The sequence below is a fragment of the Niallia sp. FSL W8-0635 genome (genome assembly GCF_038007965.1).
In the GTDB taxonomy this organism is placed as follows: domain Bacteria; phylum Bacillota; class Bacilli; order Bacillales; family Cytobacillaceae; genus Niallia.
Map to the genome: position 1 here is coordinate 2772247 of NZ_JBBOYD010000001.1, position 23243 is coordinate 2795489.

Genomic DNA, 23243 nt, shown 5'->3' on the forward strand with positions numbered 1-23243 from the left:
CACCTTCGTTCTATCCAATCGTAGTATCATAATTAGAATAAGCTGCGATGCATTTCTGTGCTCTTATTCTATCTTCCTCTGTTTGAAAGCTGATAGCGAGTATTCCAAAAATCTCTTCTCGTGTTTCCATTATTCGAATATTCGTTATACTTATTTTTTCTTTTGCTAAATAGCCAGTAATCTCAGAAATTATCCCTGGATAGTCAGGCACATCTACATATAAATCATAGAAAGCAGGTATTGCACCTTTTTGGTATTGAGGCAAACCGTCTCTTACATTTTTCGCTCGTAAAAAATAGTCATATAGCTCTTCTGCGCGTTCATTTTCAATGAATGAAAGCACTTTATCCATTTCTTGTTTCCAGTCATTCAATAACTCAATTAATACGTTTTTATTATGTATTAAGATGTCCCGCCACATGGAAGGACTGCTTGATGCAATCCTAGTAATATCTCGGAATCCACCAGCAGCTAATCTAGTAACGAGCTCATGTCTTTCACTAATGTGATCAGCCTGATGCACTAACGATGCAGCTACTATATGAGGCATATGACTAATGGTACCAGCCAATAAGTCATGCTCCTCAGGCGAAATAATTAAGAACTTTGCATTTGTTCCTTTTAGCCATTTCAGTAGCTGTTGAACCTTTTGATCACTAATTTGTTCATGAGGAGTTAGTAAATAAAAAGCATTTTCAAATAGAATTACCTTTGAAGCAGAAACTCCACTTTTATGCGAGCCTGCCATCGGATGCCCCCCAATAAAAGTGACACCTTTGTTTAATAGTACTTGCGATTTATTCGTAATAACTGATTTTGTACTTCCAACATCTGTTATTATTACATTTTGTTTTAATTCCATCGCCGAAAGTATGTCAATGATTTTCTCTGTTTCTTTTACTGGAGTAGAGATAATAATAAGATTAGCCGATTGTGCACCTATTTCAATCGTTGTTGCTATTTCATCAATAACCCCTAACATTTTAGCTAATTTTAAATTATCTTGAGAAATATCATATCCATAAATGATACTTTCTGGATGTTCTTTTTTTATACATAGTGCTAACGATCCACCTATTAGTCCTAAACCTATTACGAAGACGCGACCGTTCATCTTATCACCGCCTTCTATTCGCATCATTATTTCGCGACTTTCTTTTCAGCAAGAAACTGGGCCATTACTTTGATTAACCCCTCGTTCTCTTCCTTGGAACCAATTGTAATACGAACAGAGGTAGGGAATTTCAAAGGAACTCCTGAACGAACGATATATCCTTTGCTCATTAGATACTGGAATACTTCATTTCCATCAATTTTAAAATCTACTAAGATAAAATTTGTTTGTGACGGGTAGTAAGATAAGTTATTTTCCTCACAAAAACGGTATAACAGCTCTAAACCTTCTCTATTTTTCTGTCTACAAGCTTCAACAAACTCCTGATCCTTCAATGCCTCTTCTGTTGCAATTTGGCCCAATGTATTCACATTAAACGGTTCTCTAATAGGATCGAGTGTATTTAATAGAGAAGCATTTGCAACTCCATAACCTACACGGAAACTTGCAAGTCCATATATTTTTGAAAATGTCCGTAAGACAATAAGATTGCTAAATTTTCTTGTCAAAGAAATAGAATCATAATAATCATCTGCAACAACATATTCATAATAAGCTTCATCCAATACCACTAAGACATCTTCTGAAACCTTTTCTAAGAAAGAAACTAAATCCTTTTCAGGAATATACGTACCAGTTGGGTTATTAGGACTACATAACCACACAACACTTGTATTATCATCTATTTCAGCAAGCATTGCAGGTAAATCATGTTCTGCATTTTCTGTAAGTGGGACTTCTCTAACCTCTGCACCATCTACAATTGCATTATGCTTATACTGACCAAATGTATGGCTAGCCATTACTGTATTCAATCCCGGTCTTAATAAGGCTCTTGAAATCATTAAAATAATTTCATCAGATCCATTTCCAAGCACTAACTCTTCTGGTGTTACTTTTAGAAAATCAGCAAGTGCATAGCGTAAGTTTGTAGCATAGCCATCTGGATATAAAGCATAAGAGCCATCCACTTTTTTTAATGCTTCTAACACTTTCGGAGAGCTTCCAAAAGGATTTTCGTTAGAGGCAAGCTTTACAATATGCTCTAAATTAAATTGTTTTTTCACTTCCTCAATGGTTCTACCTGGTTGATAAGCTTTTAAACCTAAAAGTTGCTGTTTCCATTTCATTATTTTTCACCCCGAAAAGTTATTTATTGTTTTGTTAAATCTGGTCTTAATTGAATCGCCTTCTCAAGATATATATGTTGAATCTCATCCTGGGAAAGTTCTGTATTCCAATGCATCATAATGCGAATGCACTTTTCTAATGAATGAGGAACAGCTATCTCCTTCATGCACATTACCGGAACGTATGTCCAATCTTCTTGCATACGAATTACTTTAGCTGGAAAAGCAGCATTTATATCATCTGTTACAGATAAAAATACAGAAGCAACATCGTTTGCTTTTATATTATTCGAATTTATCATTTCTCTAACAAGAGTTTCAGTCGCTGTTAATATTTCTATCTCCGCATTATTTTCAACCGTTATAGCTCCCCTAACCCCTCTAATCATTTACTTCCCACCTTTAAATAACGCTAATTCTTTTCTAATTACATCTTCGTCCATTTCTACTAATTCAGGGTAGCCTATCTCTTTTAATAAGACAAAACGAATACTACCATTTATTGATTTCTTATCTTGCTTCATTCGATCAATTAAACGCTCAATTTCTAAATCTCCCGGAATATCGCATGAATATCCGAGCTGCTTCAGCCAGTTTATGTACTCTTCTAACGAAAATGGTAAGTCGTAATGGTGTTTGCTCAGCTTTAATGCAAAAATCATGCCAATAACTACGGCTTCCCCATGGGTGAATTTTCCATATCCCATCTCTGCTTCTATTGCATGTCCAAGTGTATGGCCAAAGTTCAAAAAGGCGCGTACATTTGATTCCATTTCATCTTTTTCTACAATTGCACGTTTTACTAAAATCCCTTTTTCAAGAATCTTAGACCAATAAGATAATGGAACTTTTGAAAGATCACTAATCTGACAAAGCAATTCACGATAAAACGCTGAATCACTGATTAACGCATGCTTGATTACTTCTCCAAATCCTGATCGAAGCTCTCTAATAGGTAAAGTAGTTATAAAGGTCGTATCATAAAAAACAGCTTCTGGCTGATTAAAAACGCCAATCATGTTTTTACCAAGCGGATGATTAATAGCCACCTTTCCACCGACAGCACTGTCATGAGCAAGAATGGTTGTTGGTATTTGAATGAAAGGAATTCCTCTCATAAACGACGCTGCTACATAACCAGCCAAATCGCCGACCGCTCCCCCTCCCAATGCAAGCACTAGTGATTTCCGGTCCAAATGCTGCTCCAGCATATAGGTCAGGCAAGCATAAAAAACATCAAAGGTTTTCGCCTTTTCACCTGCTGGCACTGTATATGCAATAACTGGTAGGGAGGAAAGATTTTTTAGTAACAACTCTAAATGCAGCTTTTTTACTGTTTCATCCGTAATAACAAGTATTTTTGTTCTGTCTGCAAAATTTGTTTGTATAAAAAACCTTACCTCTTCAATAACACGTTCCCCAATCCATACATCATATTGTTTCGACGCTGTTTGAATGGAAACAGTTTGCATTAGAATTCCCTCGCATGCTTTTTATGCTCGGCAATATTAGCAACAAGTCCATCGAAACGGTCAGAATAAAATTGATCAACGATTGCTGAAGCAAGTTCCCATGCGATGGCATGCTCTGCTACTACTGAAGCTGCCGGAACAGCACAACTATCACTTCGTTCTATACTTGCTGTAAACTCTTCTTTCGTATCAATATCAACACTCTTTAAAGGTTTATAAAGGGTTGGTATTGGCTTCATAACCCCTCTTACAACAATTGGCATGCCATTTGTCATTCCGCCTTCTAATCCACCTAAACGATTCGTTCTTCTAGAATACCCTGTTTCTTTATCCCAGATAATTTCATCATGTACTTCACTTCCAGGCTTTCTAGCAGCTTCAAAACCAATCCCAATCTCTACTCCCTTAAATGCATTAATACTCATTATTGCACTAGCAAGCTTTGCATCTAACTTTCTATCGTAATGTACATAGCTACCAACACCAATTGGCATTCCTTCCACAATTACTTCTACTACTCCTCCGATAGAATCACCATTGGCTTTCGCATCATCAATTGCCTTCATCATTTCCATGCCAGCTTGTTCATCTAAACAGCGTACAGGAGAATTTTCTGTAATTTCCTTAAGATCTTCAATCGATTTATAATCTGTTACATTTGATTTTATTCCACCGATTTCTACTACATGGGAAGCGATTTTAATACCTAATAAAGATAGGAGTTTTTTTGCAACTGCCCCAGCTGCCACACGAACTGTCGTTTCACGAGCTGATGAACGCTCTAGTACATTTCGCATATCACGATGGCCATATTTAATAGCACCATTTAAATCAGCATGCCCGGGTCTTGGACGGCTTATTTTCCTTTTTATCTCATTCGCCTCTGCTTCATCTAATGGTTGCTGTCCCATAATTTTAGTCCAGTGTTTCCAATCATTATTTTCTACAATTAAAGAAACTGGTGAACCTAGTGTATATCCATGTCTAATACCGCCGCCAATTTCAACGGTATCTGTTTCGATTTGCATTCTTCTTCCTCTACCATGACCTTTTTGCCTTCTAGCAAGTTCCTCATTTATATCTTCAGCTAATAAAGGCATTCCAGCAGGAAGACCTTCTATAATTGTAATTAGTTTGGGACCATGTGATTCCCCGGATGTTAAATATCTCATAATTAAACCCTTTCCCCCTTCAACGCTTTAAAGTGATTATGTTCCAATATAACATACCATTCCAGTTATGAATAGAGAAAACCTAAAAATCTTTGCAAAATTATACAAATCTATCGAATCCCGAAGGTTAATGTATTAACTACTTATTCAAACAGTGGCAAAGCAACGACAAAATGCTCCCGTTGTTTTGCCACTGTTTATATTTTTCGATAGAAAAATGTATCTGCTGTTTCTAATCCATATTTTGCTGGTGTAAAAATTTGCTCCGTACTACCAACAAAGAAAACCCCACCAGGTCTTAAAGCTTGAGCAAATTTATGATAAAGCAAATCTTTTGCATCTTCCGTAAAGTAAATTAAAACATTCCTACATACAATTAAATCGTATGGTCCACCAAATGAATCAGACAATAAATTTTGCTTTTTGAATGTAACGTTTTTTTTCACTTCATCTTTTATTTTATACATTGTACCTTGTTGTTCAAAATACTTGTTCTTTTGAGCGAGTGGCACTTCATTCAATGCTCTTTCTACATACACACCTTTTTTCGCTCGTTCTAATGCATTAACATCAATATCTGTTGCAAGGATTTGGAAATCCTTTACCTTCATTTCATTAGAAAGAAGCATGGATAACGTATATGGTTCTTCTCCCGTTGAACAAGCTGCACTCCAAACCTTTAACTGCGTTTTAGTTTTAAGAAGAGATGGAACTATTTTTTTCTCCAATACCTCCCAGCGTTTATAATTCCGGTAGAATTCAGAAACATTAATCGTCATTCGATCTAATAACTCGTCCAATAAATTTTTATCCGTATGTATCGCTTTATAATAATCTGAAAAAGAAGCAAAACCTTTTTTTTCATAAAGAGAGGTCAACCTTCTTTTCATTTGCGCCTCTTTATATAAAGATAAATCTATTCCTGATAATTTATAAAAATTCTTTATAAAAGCTTGAAAATCCTTCTCCATGTAAATTCCTCACAACCATCATAATTTCGACTTCTTTTTTTAGTATATACGATTTTCCCCAAAAAAGGCCAAATTTTATTCCGATAATTCATATAATTAGTAGAAAAGCGGAAGCGCCTGTTTATCGTCGTACAAGCTGGAGGGCACTGACTGAGATAAAGGAAACACGATGAACGCTAGTGAATAGATGTTGACTTATCGTAGGGAAGTGACCGGAAGTTTGCTAGACGATAGGCGCTGCAGCTAGACAATGAAAAGCGGAAGCAACTGTTTATCGTCGTACAAACTGGAGGGCACTGACTGAGATAAAGGAAACACGATGAACGCTAGTGAATAGATGTTGACTTATCGTAGGGAAGTGACCGGAAGTTTGCTAGACGATAGGCGCTGCAGCTAGACAATGAAAAGCGGAAGCAACTGTTTATCGTCGTACAAACTGGAGGGCACTGACTGAGATAAAGGAAACACGATGAACGCTAGTGAATAGATGTTGACTTATCGTAGGGAAGTGACCGGAAGTTTGCTAGACGATAGGCGCTGGAGCTAGACAATGAAAAGCGGAAGCAACTGTAAAAAATCATCCCGACAAATATAAATAGCTGTCCTGCATGAACAGGACAGCTATCTTAAGTAAATATTAGTAAATCCAATTATCTATTAACTTGTTATACTCTACTAATTCTTCCTCGCTAAAGAATAGAGAAATCTCCCTTTGTGCACTTTCTATTCCGTCAGACCCATGAATAATATTTTTATGTTTCACTACTCCAAAGTCGCCTCGAATGGTTCCTGGCAAAGCATCTAACGGGTCTGTTTTTCCCATCATCAGTCTTGCTTTAGTAATCACTTCATCTCCTTGCCATACCATGGCAAATACGGGACCAGAAGTTATAAAATCTACTAATTGCGAATAAAACGGCTTACCTTTATGCTCTGCATAATGTTTTTCTGCTAAATTTTCCGAAATATTCATAAGCTTTGCACCAACAAGTTGAAAACCTTTTGCTTCAAATCGTGCTACGATTTTCCCAATTAAGTTTCTTTGTACACCGTCTGGCTTTACCATTAGAAATGTTCTTTCCATAAGCTCACTCCTACCATATGTATTAGACTAGCAAACAGGCTCATTCATGAAGAATTTAACATAAAAATCCAAATATTGCAAAAGGTTTTTTAAGCGTTTTCATACTATGTGATACTATTAATGATAAACATTTCCTATTAAAATTTGCGTTTCCCTAAATATTTAGCAATATTAATAAGTGCCGATTTTGCTTTTCCATTTGGCAAATCACGAATAGTATGAAGAGCCTTATTTAAATACATATCACTAATGTGCAAGGATCGATCAATTGCATCTGTATTTTTAATACTAGCAATAACCTCCGTTAATTCTTTTTTCCCCATGTCTTCATGGACTGTCATTACTTGTTTTCGGACCTCTTCTTTTTCCATTGCAAATAAAACAGGCAATGTTATATTTCCTTGAAGTAAATCTCCGCCAGCAGGTTTCCCCAATTCTTTTTCTGTACCAACAAAATCAAGTACATCATCTATAATTTGATAAGACATACCAACATAATAGCCAAATTTATTTAACTTTTGCTGATACTCTTCCTCGACATCCGAAACGATTGCACCCACCAAAGAGCTAGCTGATATTAATAGAGCTGTTTTTCTTTTTATTCTACGAAAATAATCTTTAATATTTTGATCAAATCGGTATTTGTCTTCTATTTGCTGAATTTCTCCGATACAAAGTTCCACTATTGTATTGGCAAGAACTCGGTGTGCTTCTGGCTTATTTATCTCACTCATAATTTCTATCGATCGAGCAAAAATATAATCCCCTGTATACATTGCAACCTTATTATCCCACTTAGCTTTTATAGTTGGCTGACCTCTTCTTAAATCTGAATCATCTATTACATCATCGTGAACTAACGATGCCATATGAATTAATTCTAATGAGATAGCAGCCTTTTTTATTTTATGAATATCGTAATTCCCAAACTGTCCCGCAAGCAATACGAATATTGGTCGAATTCTTTTTCCGCCTGCTTGTAATAAATGTAATGAGGATTCTCGCAAAATAATGGAGTTTGCATGAACTGTTTCTTCTAATGCTTCCTCAATTTTTTCTATATCAGAATTCAAAAATGAGTACATCATTTTTAATTTCACTAACTACCACCCAACTTGTATCGATATTTTGAAATAATTATGTATTTTTTTACTACACCTTAAAACATGTAGATTTATAATATGTTTCAATAAGTGAGCAGTCATCATTCACTTCCCTTTTCATAGGCAAATTCTATTCTCATTTGTTTACCTAATCCCACTGGAGTCTTAAGTGTATTTCAGGCTGCTCAGTATTTCTAATTAATTTATTTTTGAAAAACAACAATCTTTAAGAAAACAACCATTGCTTAAAACCTTTCTTAAAAACAAAATCTATTCTTAATGACTTCCAACTCTATAAATAATAATTAGTAATGTTCACTTTTTACTTATAACCGAAGTGAACTGCTGCCACGCCGCCAAAATAAGGCTTATAGCCTACTTTCTTCAAGCCTGCTTCTTCAAACATAGTAGCAAGTTCTTTCATACCTGGAAAGTCACGTGCAGATTCTTGTAGCCATGAATATTCCTTATAGCTTTTGGCAAATAGTTTACCGAAAAGTGGCATGATATAGCTAAAATATAAATAATAACCTTGTCTAAAAATAGGCATGGTTGGCTGTGATGTTTCTAGACAAACAACCATCCCCCCAGGTTTTACTACTCTTCTCATTTCTTTTAAAACGGTTAAATAGTCTGGAACATTTCGTAAACCAAAGCCGATTGTGACGAAATCAAAATGATTATCAGCAAATGGCAATTCCATTGCATTCCCATGAATTAGTTGTATGTTTTGATAGTCAGTTGTTTTTTGTTTCCCAATGCTTAACATATTTTCACTAAAATCAAGACCAATCACTTGTCCATTAGGTCCAACTTGCTCCGCTAAGCTAATGGTCCAATCAGCCGTTCCACAGCATACATCTAAACACATTGCGCCTTTTGGGACATTCATACGTTTCATCGTATCTTTCCGCCATAATTTATGCTGCTGAAAGCTAATAACGGAATTCATTTTATCATAGTTACCATAAATCTTTTCAAATACATTATGTACCTTTTCTTCTTTAGACTGCTGCTCTTGCATTTTTTACCCTTCCTCTACGTACAATTGTTGTTTGTTTATTACATTTAATAACTGACAGACATTTTCTCGAAACTCAGCTTGTAATGCAGGAAGATTTTCTAGTAACTCTTCTACGCGAGAGCTTGACTCTTTAATATATTTATCTAACACTGCATCTTTATTATTTAATGCTATTAAATGGTTATTATTCTCATACTTACAAAAAGCCTCTACCACCATTGAAGTGTTTGTATGATAAAATAACTCTTTTTCTTTTCGGATTCGATGAAGAAATACGGTTTCCTCAACCAAAGCTTTCCATCCATCCAAGTGATAAAAGTCCACAAGTTTTTGGATTAATGCACCTTCGATATTTTTTAAACTCTTTATTACTTGATCTATATTTTTGGCATTATGATGGTAAAAATATATTTTATTCTCATTAACCTCTTTAATGCCTTCTGCTAAAAATTTCAGCATTTTAAAGTCTTCCATTTCAGCCAATATTTTATAATATTGTCCACTGTATAAATCACCTGCTAATACAGTTAACTGTCTATTTCTTTCATTCCCTTTATGCATCTTTTCATTTGTTACTAGCTCATGGGTATCAAGGGCAATCTGAATAAGTGTAATAGTTGTTGCGTATGTAATAATATCTTGTTTTTTTATATTTGCCTGTAATAAGACAGATATTGTTAGTAATAGCTTCTGCTCATCCAAATTCGGATTTGGTATATGTTTTTGCAAATAATGATTCGCGGTTTTCTCAGCCACTCTTATTTTTACTCTCTCTAATAATTCTTGTATAGCCATAACATCACCCTTGTTCCCCATTTATTCCAATATTCGCGGTTATCTATTCATACTCTTTTATAAATTGTTGACTTTCTGATTCAAAACCATTCAAGGATTCCAATCTTATTCCTAAAAAAATCAATAGTCTATAAAAGAGCTTTTCCATTTCTATCACATATTCTAAATATTATATCACAAGAGAATGTAAAGGGATAGAATAGCTACTTAGGAAAGAATTTTCTCTCTTAATCAAATTTATCTACTCATTTTGAGTACTAAGTTTTATCTCGTTTCTTCTAAAAAATCGCATAAAAAAACCGCGATAATTTCGCGGTTTTAGTGAAATACTATTATTGTATGTAATTATTATTTCACTGCATCTTTAAGTGCTTTACCTGGTTTAAAAGCAGGAACTTTACTTGCTGCGATTTCAATTTCTTCACCAGTTTGTGGGTTACGACCTTTACGAGCCGCACGCTCACGTACCTCAAAGTTACCAAAACCGATAAGTTGTACTTTATCACCATCTTTTAAAGCATTCAAGATTGTATCGAAAACAGCGTCAACTGCTTTAGTAGCGTCCTTTTTTGATAGTTCACTTGCTTCAGCAACTGCATTGATTAATTCTGTCTTGTTCATGCCTTTCACCTCCTCCCGAGTGTTTCAAATAAAAGCTTAAAATTAGTTTCATATCTTTATTTGTAAACAAATTAACGGAATTATATACGTCTTACCGAATTTTTTCTTAAATGACATATATTTGTACACTCAAAGAATTATTCAAGTATAAAGCAACTTAAATCTTTTAAGAAAGATTAAGAAACCTTATATAACGCTAATTCCTTTAAAAGATTATCATAATCATTTATGCATATCAAGAAATTTTATATATTGATAGCAATATTTTCTCATTTTGAAATAAAAGCGTAACATTACACCCATATAATTACCATTTTAACCCAAAATTAAACTTACTACATTACTAATTGGAAGTAGTTTTTATTAAAAAAAATAGTGGTATAAGATAAAAAAGCTTTCTTACTATTTAAAAAGTATGATGACAGATTCGTTCTACTATATATACGCTGAGGGGTAAAGCAAAGTATTTTTCTACGTTTTAGCAAAGAATTTTCCTTACTCTAATAAAAATGCCCATACACACACAAAAAAAAGAACCCTAAAAATAGAGTTCTTACAAAATAATTGCTATTAGTCCACCAGATCCTTCATTGATAATTCTTTCTAATGTTTCTTTCAATTTATAGCGAGCATTTTCTGGCATAAGGGAAAGCTTAGCCTGAATTCCTTCTCGGACAATAGAGCTTAAGCTTCGTCCAAAGATATCTGAATTCCAAATAGATAATGGATCATCTTCAAAATCCTGCATTAAGTATCTAACTAATTCCTCACTTTGTTTTTCAGATCCAATAATTGGCGCAAATTCACTTTCTACATCTACCTTAATCATATGGATAGACGGCGCAACAGCTTTAAGCCTAACTCCAAATCTTGAGCCCTGACGGATAATTTCTGGTTCATCTAAGCTCATATCTACTAAAGATGGAGCTGCTATCCCGTAGCCTGTTTGCTTCACCATTTTTAATGCATCTGAAATTTGATCATATTCCGTTTTTGCATGAGCAAAATCTTGCATCAATTCTAGTAGATGGTCTTTTCCTCTAATCTCAACCCCTACAATTTCTTTCAAAATATCATCATATAACTCATCTGGTGCAAATAGATCAATTTCCGCAATCCCTTGCCCCATTTCAATTCCTGCAAGACCTGCATTTTCAATAAATTCATATTCACTAAATTGAGATACTACTCTATCTACATCTCTTAATCTCTTAATGTCTTTTACTGTTTCTTTCACTGCTTCTTGATAATTATCTCTTAACCAATGATTTTCTCTTAATACCATTACCCAGCTTGGCAAATTAACATTAACTTCCAAAACCGGAAACTCGAATAATGCTTCACGCATCACATTTAAGACATCTGTTTCGCGCATACTTTCTACACTCATAGCAATTACTGGGATGTCGTATTTCTCAGAAAGCTCATTCTTTAATGCCTCCGTATTAGGATGATACGGCTGTGCGCTGTTTATAATCATAATAAACGGTTTTCCAACCTCTTTTAGTTCTTCAATTACTCTATTCTCAGCCTCTAGATAATTGCTTCTCGGAATGTCCCCAATTGTACCATCTGTAGTAATGACTACTCCAATTGTACTGTGTTCTTGAATTACCTTTCTAGTTCCGATTTCAGCAGCTTCATGAAATGGAATAGGCTCTTCATACCAAGGTGTATTTATCATTCTCGGTCCATTCTCATCCTCATACCCTTGTGCTCCAGGTACTGTATAGCCAACACAATCAACAAGCCTAATATTCACTTCTAATCCATCATCTACTTTAATAGAGGCCGCTTGATTCGGAACGAACTTCGGTTCTGTTGTCATAATTGTTTTTCCTGCTGCACTTTGAGGAAGCTCATCTTTTGTTCGTGTTCTTTCCCCTTCATTTTCCATATTCGGAATGACAACTAATTCCATGAATTTTTTTATAAAAGTTGATTTTCCAGTACGTACTGCACCTACTACACCTAAGTAAATATCACCGCCCGTTCTTTCGGCAATATCTTTAAAAATATTTACCTTTTCCAAGTGATCCCCTCCTGAACTTTTCCTAGTACATGGGATAGAATTATCCATTTAATACTATTAGACAATATATATTTATGATGTTGTCCTATCTCTTTATGACTTATTTTTTATTTTTCCTCCTTTTTTTTTGCTAGTTTTTATATTTACATAGCAAGTTAATTGTTTATGAACGCATAAATGGTCCCCAATGATACGTTTTATTTGTTACTCGAACTAGCATCATTCATATAAAGGCAATCATTATCCCATTAATCTTTTATGCATAAAATAAAAAACCTTCTCTTCAATATATACAAGAAGAGAAGGGATATGACATTTTTGTTTGGAAAAGAGATAGAAATGAGACAAGGATGGGATGAATAAAGTTCGTAAGCATAGTCTATTAAGAATTGCAAACTCATTCTTGACATCATAACGGTCATAAAATGTCTCATTTAGACTGACGTGGAAACGTATCATTCAACCCTCCTTCATTGTAATTATAGGCAAAAAATATTGGATAAAACAAAAAAATCAAAGTAAAAAGTAGGGGAAACTTCTTACTTTGATTATTCATTGACTATTTGACCCAAACCCTGTTCATTCCACTAGGTTGCTTCAAAGCATTTTATGTTATTACTTACATTTTCGATCCATTAAAACGCCTATATTTGCATAAAAAGATTCCTTTTTCATCCTTTTATAAAAAAGGATTTACGAATACACATCTTTTTCTTATTCTATGTATTGGGAGGCAAGAATGTTTATTAAATCTTCCATTTCATTTGTTTTCCCTCTTGCCATTAGGCTCTCTACAGCCCCTTTTGCATCTTGACCATTAAATAAAATTTGGTATAGGGCATTGGTAATAGGCATACTTACATCGTATTTTTCAGACAGTTGTTGTGCTGCTTTTGTTGTACGAATCCCTTCCACAACCATTCCCATTTTATCTAGAACTTCTTCTAACTTTTGACCTTTTCCAAGCATATTACCTGCTCTCCAGTTTCTAGAATGGACACTTGTACAAGTAACAATCAAATCTCCAATTCCAGTCAGACCTGCAAATGTGAGCGGATTCGCACCCATTCTCGTTCCTAGTCTTGCCATTTCTGCAAGGCCTCTTGTGATCAATGCAGCCTTCGCATTGTCACCAAACCCTAAACCATCAGCAATCCCTGCACAAACAGCAATTATATTTTTTAATGCTCCGCCAATTTCAACACCAATTAAATCTGGATTTGTATAAACTCGAAAATTATGATTAATAAATAAATCCTGTACTAGCTCCGCTTCAGTCATATTCTTAGAGGATACTGTAACGGTCGTAGGGTGACGTAGACTCACTTCCTCCGCATGACTAGGGCCTGATAGTACAACAATGCTTTTACGCTTATTTTCAGGTATCTCTTCCTCGAGTATTTCAGAAATTCGCATTAATGTTCCAGGTTCTATTCCTTTACTAACATGAACGAATGTTTTCGGCCCATTAATATATGGCAGCAATTGCGAAGTTACCTCACGCATCGCTTTTGTTGGTACAGCCAAAATAATAAAATCTACATCACGTACACTTTCTTCTAAAGAAGTAGTTCCCACTACTTCTTTAGGCAAGGTAATATCGGGTAAATATTTGCTATTTACATGGAGGCTATTTATCCCAGCAATAGTTTTCTCATCTTTACCCCAAATACGGACACTGTGACCATTGTCGCCAAGTACTAATGAAAGTGCTGTTCCCCAGCTACCAGCGCCAATCATCGCTACGGATTTTTTATCTTTCATCATTCTTAACACCTCTTTTATTTTCTTTCTCTTGCAAAGATTTTAATCGGAGTTCCTTCAAAACCAAATGCATCTCTAATTCGATTTTCTAAAAATCGCTCATAAGAAAAGTGAAGTAATTCTGGATCATTTACAAACACTACAAAGGTTGGCGGTCCAACAGCAACTTGCGTAGTATAATATATTTTTAGTCGTTTTCCTTTGTCTGTTGGAGTAGGATTCATTGCTACAGCGTCCATAATGACATCATTTAACACACTAGTTTCTACTCTGCGCGTATGATTTTCGCTAGCAACTTTAATCATTGGTATTAAAGTATGAATACGTTTTTTCGTTTTAGCAGAAAGGAAAACAATTGGAGCATAATCCAAAAATAAGAAATGTTCCCTAATGTTTTGTTCAAAAGTTTTCATTGTTTTCTCGTCTTTTTCTACTGCATCCCATTTATTGACAACAATAATAATAGCTCTTCCAGCCTCATGTGCATATCCAGCTATTTTTTTATCCTGTTCAATAATTCCTTCTTCTCCATCAATGACAACTAAAACAACATCCGATCTTTCAATTGCACGTAATGCTCTTAATACACTGTATTTTTCTGTAGACTCGTATACTTTTCCTTTTTTTCTCATTCCTGCAGTATCAATAATTACGAACTCTTCGCCATTAACCGTTACCTCAGAATCAATTGCATCGCGCGTTGTTCCCGCTACATTACTTACAATTACACGATCTTCCCCTAACATTGCATTTACTAAAGAAGATTTTCCAACGTTAGGTCTCCCAATTAGAGAAAATTTTATAACATCATCATCATAATCCTTTGTATCGCGCTTTGGAAAATGCTTTGCAGCTTCATCCAATAAATCCCCAAGACCTAAACCATGTGATCCTGAAATTGGAAATGGTTCTCCAAAACCTAACGCATAAAAATCATAAATTTGATCTCTCATATCAGGATTATCAACTTTATTGACTGCAAGTACTACAGGTTTTTTTGCCTTATATAAAATTTTTGCAACTTCTTCATCTGCAGAAGTAACGCCTTCACGACCATTTGTTATAAAGATAATAACATCTGCTTCTTCTATTGCTATCTCCGCCTGCATGCGAATTTGATCTAAAAATGGTTCATCTCCTATATCAATACCACCTGTATCAATAAGGTTAAAATCATGGTTTAACCATTCTGCTGAACTATAGATGCGATCTCTCGTTACACCTGGTATATCTTCTACAATTGAAATACGTTCTCCTACTATCCGATTAAAGATAGTCGATTTCCCTACATTAGGTCGTCCAACTATCGCAATAACTGGTTTAGCCATCGCTATCATTCCCTTCACACATTTATCATTTATCCATGCAACATGATTCCTCGGCAATGAGCCCTTCAAAGCTAGGTAATCAAGGTGTTAAAGAACATTCTTAGATTATTTATTAGTTTATGAACGCAAGCACTTAAAAATTGTACCTTACGCTTTTATAGCTTCGTCTACAATAGAATTCTTTATCAGTCGAACTTGTTGTTTTTTAGTAAAAAACTGCTTATCAATCATGCTTAGATAGGAATTTTAGATTCCTAATAAAATATAGCAATAATAAAGCAAAATGAAAAACTTATTCATAAGATTCTAAACAGAATGAAACCAATAATCAATTGCTCAAGTAATACCCTTTAACAAAAAATCGTAAAAATAGGGGCTAACCCTAAGTAGTGAGGCAGACCCCTAACTAAAACATTTTATCAAAGAGATGATATACTAGCAACCTAAAACTGTATTTCTTTTTGTGTAACCATTTATTTTTTTAGATTTTTAAGACATTTAATGTTTTACAATAATATAAACTTCCTCTCCAATTTTATGAGCAATACCATCTAATATAGCTTCTAAGTTAGTGGCCACCTTCTCCATTTCAGTTGTATTTTCACAATAAAACACACCACAGCCTGGAGCAACCTTTTTTGGATCAGTCGTAATAGAGGCTAATATGTATTTCTCTAAATTCACTCTACCTCCCCCTCTCTTTCTATACGTTTACTTGGCATTCGAATAGCATTTTCTAACGTTGGAACGGCTCCAATAATCCGAATCGCTTTTTTTTCATTTTGTATTTGAGGTAAAACAAATACTGCCACCCTACCATCTTCTAAATCTCTTTTTGCTAACGGTACTAAGGCCGGAGTTCCTGAGTCTCGATAAACACCAAGAGCAGTGGTTACATCATATAAAATCGCTTGCCTTTGACCTAGGTTTGCTATAGTAGTTCTGGCATTAAAATTTTTAGGTGTTAAGATAAAGCCCATTCCGTATTTCAATACTTCCTTCTGCCGTTCTGGTAAGCCAATATTCATGATATAAATAGTATCAACATATAAACCAGAATCTTTAAACGTCGGCTTCGAGTATGTAATATCCACAATATCCTTTAATTTACCACCTGACATCAGTTTTTTCGCTACAAAAACAGAGATGATCGCTGCAAGAATTCCTGTCCATACATTATAGGCAATATAGCCAAATGTGCTTATAAGTCCCGCAAACATAACTAAATAGTTTCTACTTTCAAAAGCAATGGCAATTCCTTCAATGTATGTTTTTCCTCTTGGAACCATTTCAAAACTATCTAATTCTGTTAGTGTGTTCCTTTCCATATTTCTAACCTCTCGAAACTGGGATGCTGCAACAGTTAAAAATGTAACTGCCGTATAATCTTTGTTTAGGATAGCTGGAATAGCTACCGCTCCTAAACCTGCCGCGATGAAGCCTAATGCGATATGAATGATTTTCCCGTGTAGATATGTAGGATATTGACGATAATCTGTTCGCAACATATACATCCTTAAAGCTGTTCCAATAATTACTCCAAATAGAATTGGATAAGTAAAATTACTCATATATTTTTTTGTCTCTCCTTTTCAAGCATAAAGACATGCTCTTCCCATTTCACAAGCTTTTCTTTTATATAAAAAAGGGATAAAAAGCCAAGGACACCAAGCATTAAAAAATCAAAAAAAGGCATGGAACCAATATGATAATCTCTTTGATAATTACTTAAAATACCACTCAATAAAATTTCTCCATTAATACTTCCAATAAGCAAAATGAGCATTTGACAAAGGATATTTCTATGTATCAGGATAACTAAAACAAATAATATACATGCTTTTAACCAAGGATCAGGTAATAACACCCATACCGGATCAATTATTGCCATAAGCTCATACGTTGTATATGCTAACATCATAAAAAAGGACGATACAATAATATAAATGGAGGACTTCCATTGTAAACGCCCTGTATAAAAAAACGAAATAATCAATATGACCAGAAGTAAAACGGAAACACTCCCATTATTCCATTCCCATCTAAACGGACTTAAAATAATTGCTACTAAAGTATAAACAGAATATTTCGTGCGCTTTTTATCGTCTTTACTCATAAAAAATGTGGTAATAATCCATAAGAACCATGTACAAAATAAAAATAGTGATCCTTCCAATATTCTCACTCTCCTATTTTCCCATTATGTCTCGGAACTATGTAATTTAAACGAAAAAAGTATAAGAACCAGAGGAAATGGCTATTCGGATTTTCTAGAGGAAGTTTTTTCATGAAGTAGTTTTCGGTATTCTGCAGAATACTAAAAAGAAACTTCTCAGGAAGTAGAAGGGTCCATTTTATTAATGGAAGTATGAATAGACAGGAGGCGATTTCTATGGGTAAGGATAGACAGGAGAAAAAATTAAAAAAGAGTAAAAGAGTGGAGTCCGACCGTGATCAAGCTCTTCATTATAATGGGGCAACTCGATTACAGAGTCCTGAAGAGGGCAGATTATTAAATGATAATAAGTAAGCATACAAAAAGGGGGGGACCTAAAATAGCCACCCCTTGTATGGTTTCTTCTTTTGTATGAAACTAAGAAGTTAGTTTTTCAACTTTTTCAATTGTTCTCCAATCATATCACCTAATTGGAAACCTTTTGATTCTTCAGGAAGCTCATATACTTCTTCCTCATCCACTTCTTTCTCTGTTAGTTCTTTAATACTTAAAGAAAGTCGTTGTTCTTCTTCGTTGACATCTAAAACCTTCACTTGAACGTCTTGTCCTTCTTTTAACACTTCGTGTGGAGTTCCAATATGTTTATGGGCAATTTGTGAAATATGCACAAGCCCTTCTACACCTGGAAACACTTCTACAAACGCACCATATGAAACAATACGCTTAACAGTTCCGTCTAGTACACTACCTTTTTCAGCACGATCTGCAATATTAGTCCACGGTCCTGGCTGTGTTTCTTTAATAGATAAAGAGATACGGTCATTATTGCGATCTACACTAAGCACCTTCACATTTACTTCTTGTCCTTCTTGGACTACATCTGTAGGGCTAGAAATATGTTCATGTGACAATTGAGAAATATGAACTAATCCATCAATGCCTCCTAAATCAACAAATGCACCAAAATCAGTAATTCTTTGAACGGTACCAGCTAGTGTTTGACCAGCTTCAATTGAGTCAAGAAGATTTTGCTTTTGCTTATTTTTCTCTTCCTCCACTACTGCACGATGGGATAAAATAAGGCGACTTTTATCTTTTTCTAATTCAACAATTTTAAAAGAAATTGTCTTACCTTTGTAATCAGAAAAATCTTCTACATAATGAGCTTCAACTAAGGAGGCTGGTACAAAGCCTCTTACACCAAGATCAACAACAAGTCCACCTTTAACAACGTCTTTTACTTCTACTTCAAAAACTTCGCCAGATTTAAACTTCTCTTCAAGTTGATCCCATGCTTTTTCAGCATCGACTTTTCTTTTCGATAAAACAAGGGCATCCTCTTCCACTTTTATTACTTCTAATTCGAGCTTGTCTCCTTCTGAAACAACATCACTCGCTTTTTCAATATGCAAGCTAGATAATTCACTTATTGGAATAATTCCATCGAGTTTACTATCACTGATTGCAACAATTACCTGTTTTTCTTCCACTTTCGTAATCTGACCATTTACTACGTCTCCAACAGTATAATTATTTACGACTACATCATTTAATTCCTCAGACATATGTACTCCTCCTTCGACTCTATCCTGCCTAAACATTCTATTAAAATGATCATGCAGCTTTAATAAATTAATCATGCATACGAATTTTGAAAAATGCTTCTCTTTAAACTTCTTATAAACTTGTTTTTTTGTCAAGTAAGAAATACTAGAGTAGTTTGAAAGATTAAATGAATCTTTCATCTATTAGCGTTAATTGCTTATTTTTTCTCTTGTTAGTTCCATTATTTTATCAACTACACCGTTGATTGATAAAGAAGTTGTGTCGATTTCGATTGCATCATCCGCTTTCTTCAAAGGAGCAATTTCACGTTCTGAATCCAGTTTATCTCTAGCAGCAATTTCCTGTTTTAATTGTTCCAGGTCAGAATTATATCCTTTTTGTATGTTCTCTTTATGCCTTCTAATTGCTCTTTCATCTACAGAAGCTAAAAGAAATACCTTCACTTCGGCGGTAGGAATTACATGAGTACCGATATCTCTACCATCCATTACCACTCCACCATTTACTGCAAACATTTGCTGTCTTCTAACCATTTCTTCCCTAACAAGCTTATGCTTTGAAACAATGGAAACAGAGTTTGTTACTTCACTTGTACGAATTTCCTTTGTAACATCTTTGCTATCTAGGAAAATTAATTGTCCTTGTTCTCCTGGGAACAATTCAATTACTGTCTCGTTTAACATATTTATTAAATTTTCTTCATCTTCTAGATTTATTTTATGATTTATTGCTTTATAGGTTAATGCTCTATACATCGCACCTGTATCAATGTAAATATATCCTAATTGTTCCGCAACAATCTTTGCAACAGTACTTTTCCCTGCAGCTGCGGGACCATCAATTGCAATGCTAATTTTCTTTTCCATAAATCCTCCTGAACTACTGGCTCACATATACCAATTATCATATTATAAAATTTCTTAATCATTTACACTTCCTCCAAATTAGTCTATCGCTTGATTAGGCTAATACAAATTGGAAGCAACATCATCATTAAGAGAGCTAGCCTTTTCATGTGGCTTAACTATCTTTTATTTTAACATATTCTCTTGATTTTTTATTAATAATATCAGCTAATTTATATTACACTTTTGTGTATCCCATTAAAACATTGAAACCAATCATTCCTTGCAGAAGATTACTTATCTTCCAAAAGTCTCAAGAAAGGAAATAAAATTAGAATCCATTACACCTTCATATTGTGTAATCGTCCTTATTTCCGGTATAAAATCCCACATATGAAACATTTGACCTACTATAAAAAAAGCGATTTGAACCATAATTATCTTTATTAGAATTCTTTCTACTATTTTCACTAGAAACACTCCTATATACTAGCTTCTCCTAAAATCGAACGACAAAGGAAAACTTCCAAGTGATCATTCAAAAAAAGCACTTTCCATTAAAACTTTCCCGATTTATCCTTTTAAAGTTTAAATGTTATATATTTAGTATCGGAGTATTTGTAAGCCTTTATTCAGATTTCCAGCCCTTTCTTTTTTAAAGAGAGTTGACGGTCAAAACTAAATCTTAACATGGATTGACGATCGACTGGATCGACTTTTAAAAATTCAATGGACATTTTATCGCTATTTTCATTATAATTAATGATATTTTTGATTTCCGCATCTAAATGCAAATAATTATACTCACCGTTTTGTAATGGTAAGACTAATGAAACTTTAATCTTATTCTTTTCCTGCAATTTTATATCTTTAGGAACAATGACAGCTGCTCCACCTGCACTAAAATCTAAAGATACAGTTGTAAATGGTTTAAAGGGATTTTCTATCTCCAATGGATGAATGGCCATATCAATACTTGTTTCTATTCGTACAAATTGTCTTCGCTGAATTTTGATCATTTGATCCTTTTCAGGCAATGAAAGAATAAGTACTGGTACATTATTATCCTTTTTTCTTCCGATTACTTCTGAATGGAATAAATAAGCAACTCCTTCGCTTGTTACAAAATTCACTCTTAATTGAGCACCATTCATTAGGAAAAGCAGTTTATTTGTTTCCATATGAATTGGATATTCAATATTAATGGATTTTTCCTCTACTCCTAAAACACGACTTTTATATTGTTCCACTTTTTCTTTCCCGTGAATCGGTTCAATAATAAATGTATCTCCAATTGAAATCACTTTTCTCACACTTTCCTTTTATTGACGTTGGCATATAATCTTTATAGCATTATTATGTATGTTAACTTATTTAAATTGTTTGCTTTGTTATATTGTAGATATTCAGCTGTAGTCATAAAGACTCACGAAATTATTTCCTATTCTATCTAAATACCTACTTTTATGATTCATTATTGCATGAATGTTTTATATTTGGCAATAGCATCCATTAATAATGTATAACTTCCACAATCCAAATTCTTCCTATCTGCTTATGTTCATAAAAAAAACTGTCAACATCCTCGTTTTAGAGCCTGTTGACAGCTATTACTCTTCCTAATTTTATCCCACTTTTAAATTTCAATAAGGCTCAACCAGGGGATGAAGGAATCCCAAATTGATGAAACTGTCCTTTATTAGACTACTTCTTCATATACAGGCTCAGCATTCTTTAATTTTTCTACCTTTTCCTCCGTGCCATTATCCGCATTAATATATATCCGATAAGTATCTTCTCCTAATGTCCCGATAAACTCATAACATAAAACCTCTTCGTTCAGATCATTTAGGATGATTGCTAAACCATCATCCATAATATTAACCTGTTTGTTGATTTTCTTTAATGCATCTTGTTTGGAAATCACAGGATCCTTAATTTTTCTTTCTGTATTTGCCATTAAGTAATCCTCAGCTGCAAATCCGATGATATTTCCGTTATCTAATGCTACTTTCATTTTAATACTATCTGGATATATTTTTACACCATCGACTTCTGTGACAAAATTAAACACACCTATATTTTCATACTGCATACTTTCGAATAATGCTAAATTTTTAAATTTGTGATCTTTTAAAAATTTCACAGCATGATTATTTGCTTCATTCAAGCTAATTTTATCTTCTTTAACCTCTCGGGAAACGATAGACCATATTGGATATCCACCTTTTTTTGTAATATCCATGTTTGCTTCTTTGTCGCTTCCCTTTTCTTTTAATGTAACACTGTAAAAGCCATAATTTGCTCCTTCTCCATTTTCTGTAACTTTCACATCAACTGGATTTTTAAATTCAGCAAATTCCTTTGCAATTTTTTCTGCTTCTTTTTCAGAAATCGTCTTACCCTTTAAATGTTGGAAATTTTCATCTTTCTTTTCCATATTAACATTTGTCACACCAAAACTTGTTTCCTGATAACCTTCTACTTTATCTTCTACCGTTTTTAAACCATCAATAATGGTGTTATCTAATTGTTTATTGGTGGCCAATGCCATCTCCACATCCATCCAACGAAGATTATTTTCAAGTACTAAATGCTGAACGTTACGTAATTCATCTTGGATGTCTGCTGCTTCTGTATACAATTTTTTCAATTTCTTATACTCATCATCTGATAATGGTTTCGAATTTAAGTCTCTTACTGCTGTACGATAACTAAAATCTCCTATATTCGATAGAAACTCTTCTGTTTTATTAAAAGGAAGCAATGTTAACGGTAACTGACCTACATCTGAATGAGCTTCCGATGTAATTCTCCATACTTCTGCCAATGCAGGAGAAAGGGACTCTTGAGAGTTCATCGCTAAAGTTGTACCAATCTGATCATGAAGCAAATCGACTTGATACGTTAAATCATGGAAAGCCCTTTGATAGCTATTCTCCGCATTTAATAGAACAGCATTTTTTTCTTTATGCTCCTGATAGCCCCAATAGGCTACCCCTGCGATACCGAGTGTTAATACTCCTATTAATATTCCTCTTAACAT

General features: G+C 34.3%; 23 protein-coding genes. 1 reads left to right on the top strand and 22 read right to left on the bottom strand.

All coding sequences use genetic code 11. The features are described 5' to 3' along the window. Positions 1-10 precede the first annotated feature (10 nt). The 17 genes from NYE52_RS13355 to NYE52_RS13435 all read right to left on the bottom strand — a co-directional run bounded on the left by NYE52_RS13355 (position 11) and on the right by NYE52_RS13435 (position 17786). Positions 11-1114, bottom strand: a complete 1104-nt coding sequence (locus NYE52_RS13355) for a prephenate dehydrogenase (RefSeq protein WP_341193517.1) — start codon at positions 1112-1114, stop codon at positions 11-13. Positions 1115-1140: 26 nt separating this feature from the next. Next, positions 1141-2244: a histidinol-phosphate transaminase gene (gene hisC, locus NYE52_RS13360; protein ID WP_341193518.1), complete on the bottom strand. Its 1104-nt coding sequence runs from the start codon at positions 2242-2244 to the stop codon at positions 1141-1143. Positions 2245-2267: 23 nt separating this feature from the next. Further along, positions 2268-2633 carry a chorismate mutase gene (gene aroH / locus NYE52_RS13365; protein ID WP_341193519.1) on the bottom strand — a complete coding sequence of 122 codons (366 nt, stop codon included), beginning with the start codon at positions 2631-2633 and terminating at the stop codon, positions 2268-2270. Beyond that, the gene (aroB, locus tag NYE52_RS13370) at positions 2634-3716 is read right to left on the bottom strand and encodes a 3-dehydroquinate synthase (protein WP_341193520.1); all 1083 of its coding nucleotides are present in this window, start codon (positions 3714-3716) and stop codon (positions 2634-2636) included. After that, positions 3716-4888 carry a chorismate synthase gene (gene aroC / locus NYE52_RS13375; RefSeq protein WP_341193521.1) on the bottom strand — a complete coding sequence of 391 codons (1173 nt, stop codon included), beginning with the start codon at positions 4886-4888 and terminating at the stop codon, positions 3716-3718. Before aroC ends, aroB begins: the two co-directional genes overlap by 1 nt. Before the next feature lie 197 nt (positions 4889-5085). Continuing rightward, positions 5086-5859, bottom strand: a complete 774-nt coding sequence (locus tag NYE52_RS13380) for a CheR family methyltransferase (RefSeq protein ID WP_341193522.1) — start codon at positions 5857-5859, stop codon at positions 5086-5088. 637 nt (positions 5860-6496) lie between these two features. Beyond that, the gene (ndk, locus tag NYE52_RS13385; RefSeq protein WP_341193523.1) at positions 6497-6943 is read right to left on the bottom strand and encodes a nucleoside-diphosphate kinase; all 447 of its coding nucleotides are present in this window, start codon (positions 6941-6943) and stop codon (positions 6497-6499) included. Positions 6944-7080: 137 nt separating this feature from the next. Then, complete coding sequence (gene hepT, locus NYE52_RS13390; RefSeq protein ID WP_341193524.1) at positions 7081-8043, bottom strand: heptaprenyl diphosphate synthase component II; 963 nt, start codon at positions 8041-8043, stop codon at positions 7081-7083. Between the two features lie 325 nt (positions 8044-8368). Beyond that, positions 8369-9070: a demethylmenaquinone methyltransferase gene (locus NYE52_RS13395; protein ID WP_341193525.1), complete on the bottom strand. Its 702-nt coding sequence runs from the start codon at positions 9068-9070 to the stop codon at positions 8369-8371. Between the two features lie 3 nt (positions 9071-9073). Continuing rightward, a complete protein-coding gene (locus NYE52_RS13400; RefSeq protein WP_341193526.1) occupies positions 9074-9865 on the bottom strand; it encodes a heptaprenyl diphosphate synthase component 1 in 792 nt (263 codons plus the stop codon). 348 nt (positions 9866-10213) lie between these two features. After that, on the bottom strand, positions 10214-10486 hold the full coding sequence (locus tag NYE52_RS13405; RefSeq protein ID WP_016203034.1) for an HU family DNA-binding protein: 273 nt from the start codon (positions 10484-10486) through the stop codon (positions 10214-10216). Between the two features lie 553 nt (positions 10487-11039). Beyond that, the gene (gene spoIVA, locus NYE52_RS13410) at positions 11040-12518 is read right to left on the bottom strand and encodes a stage IV sporulation protein A (RefSeq protein ID WP_341193527.1); all 1479 of its coding nucleotides are present in this window, start codon (positions 12516-12518) and stop codon (positions 11040-11042) included. 714 nt (positions 12519-13232) lie between these two features. Beyond that, a complete protein-coding gene (locus tag NYE52_RS13415; RefSeq protein WP_341195189.1) occupies positions 13233-14282 on the bottom strand; it encodes an NAD(P)H-dependent glycerol-3-phosphate dehydrogenase in 1050 nt (349 codons plus the stop codon). Positions 14283-14299: 17 nt separating this feature from the next. Then, positions 14300-15610 carry a ribosome biogenesis GTPase Der gene (gene der, locus NYE52_RS13420; RefSeq protein WP_341195190.1) on the bottom strand — a complete coding sequence of 437 codons (1311 nt, stop codon included), beginning with the start codon at positions 15608-15610 and terminating at the stop codon, positions 14300-14302. A 498-nt stretch (positions 15611-16108) separates the two neighbouring features. Beyond that, positions 16109-16294: a capping complex subunit for YIEGIA gene (locus NYE52_RS13425; RefSeq protein ID WP_341193528.1), complete on the bottom strand. Its 186-nt coding sequence runs from the start codon at positions 16292-16294 to the stop codon at positions 16109-16111. Beyond that, positions 16291-17181 (bottom strand): YIEGIA family protein, encoded by an 891-nt coding sequence (locus tag NYE52_RS13430; protein ID WP_341193529.1) that lies wholly within the window; start codon positions 17179-17181, stop codon positions 16291-16293. Before NYE52_RS13430 ends, NYE52_RS13425 begins: the two co-directional genes overlap by 4 nt. Further along, entirely contained in the window at positions 17178-17786 is a 609-nt protein-coding gene (locus NYE52_RS13435) for a YphA family membrane protein (RefSeq protein ID WP_341193530.1), read from the bottom strand. The genes NYE52_RS13430 and NYE52_RS13435 overlap by 4 nt, the downstream gene beginning before the upstream one ends. 216 nt (positions 17787-18002) lie before the next feature. Here NYE52_RS13435 and NYE52_RS13440 point away from each other — a divergent pair, with 216 nt between their 5' ends. After that, positions 18003-18140 carry a YpzI family protein gene (locus NYE52_RS13440; protein WP_341193531.1) on the top strand — a complete coding sequence of 46 codons (138 nt, stop codon included), beginning with the start codon at positions 18003-18005 and terminating at the stop codon, positions 18138-18140. A 71-nt stretch (positions 18141-18211) separates the two neighbouring features. On the opposite strand, the gene rpsA is transcribed toward NYE52_RS13440, so the two are convergent. The 5 genes from rpsA to ypeB all read right to left on the bottom strand — a co-directional run bounded on the left by rpsA (position 18212) and on the right by ypeB (position 23243). Then, positions 18212-19351 (bottom strand): 30S ribosomal protein S1, encoded by a 1140-nt coding sequence (rpsA, locus tag NYE52_RS13445; protein WP_341193532.1) that lies wholly within the window; start codon positions 19349-19351, stop codon positions 18212-18214. A 189-nt stretch (positions 19352-19540) separates the two neighbouring features. Further along, positions 19541-20218, bottom strand: a complete 678-nt coding sequence (cmk, locus tag NYE52_RS13450; protein ID WP_341193533.1) for a (d)CMP kinase — start codon at positions 20216-20218, stop codon at positions 19541-19543. 276 nt (positions 20219-20494) lie between these two features. Then, positions 20495-20668: a DUF5359 family protein gene (locus NYE52_RS13455; RefSeq protein WP_341193534.1), complete on the bottom strand. Its 174-nt coding sequence runs from the start codon at positions 20666-20668 to the stop codon at positions 20495-20497. A 161-nt stretch (positions 20669-20829) separates the two neighbouring features. Then, entirely contained in the window at positions 20830-21501 is a 672-nt protein-coding gene (locus NYE52_RS13460; RefSeq protein WP_341193535.1) for a flagellar brake protein, read from the bottom strand. Positions 21502-21896: 395 nt separating this feature from the next. Further along, positions 21897-23243: a germination protein YpeB gene (gene ypeB, locus NYE52_RS13465; protein WP_341193536.1), complete on the bottom strand. Its 1347-nt coding sequence runs from the start codon at positions 23241-23243 to the stop codon at positions 21897-21899.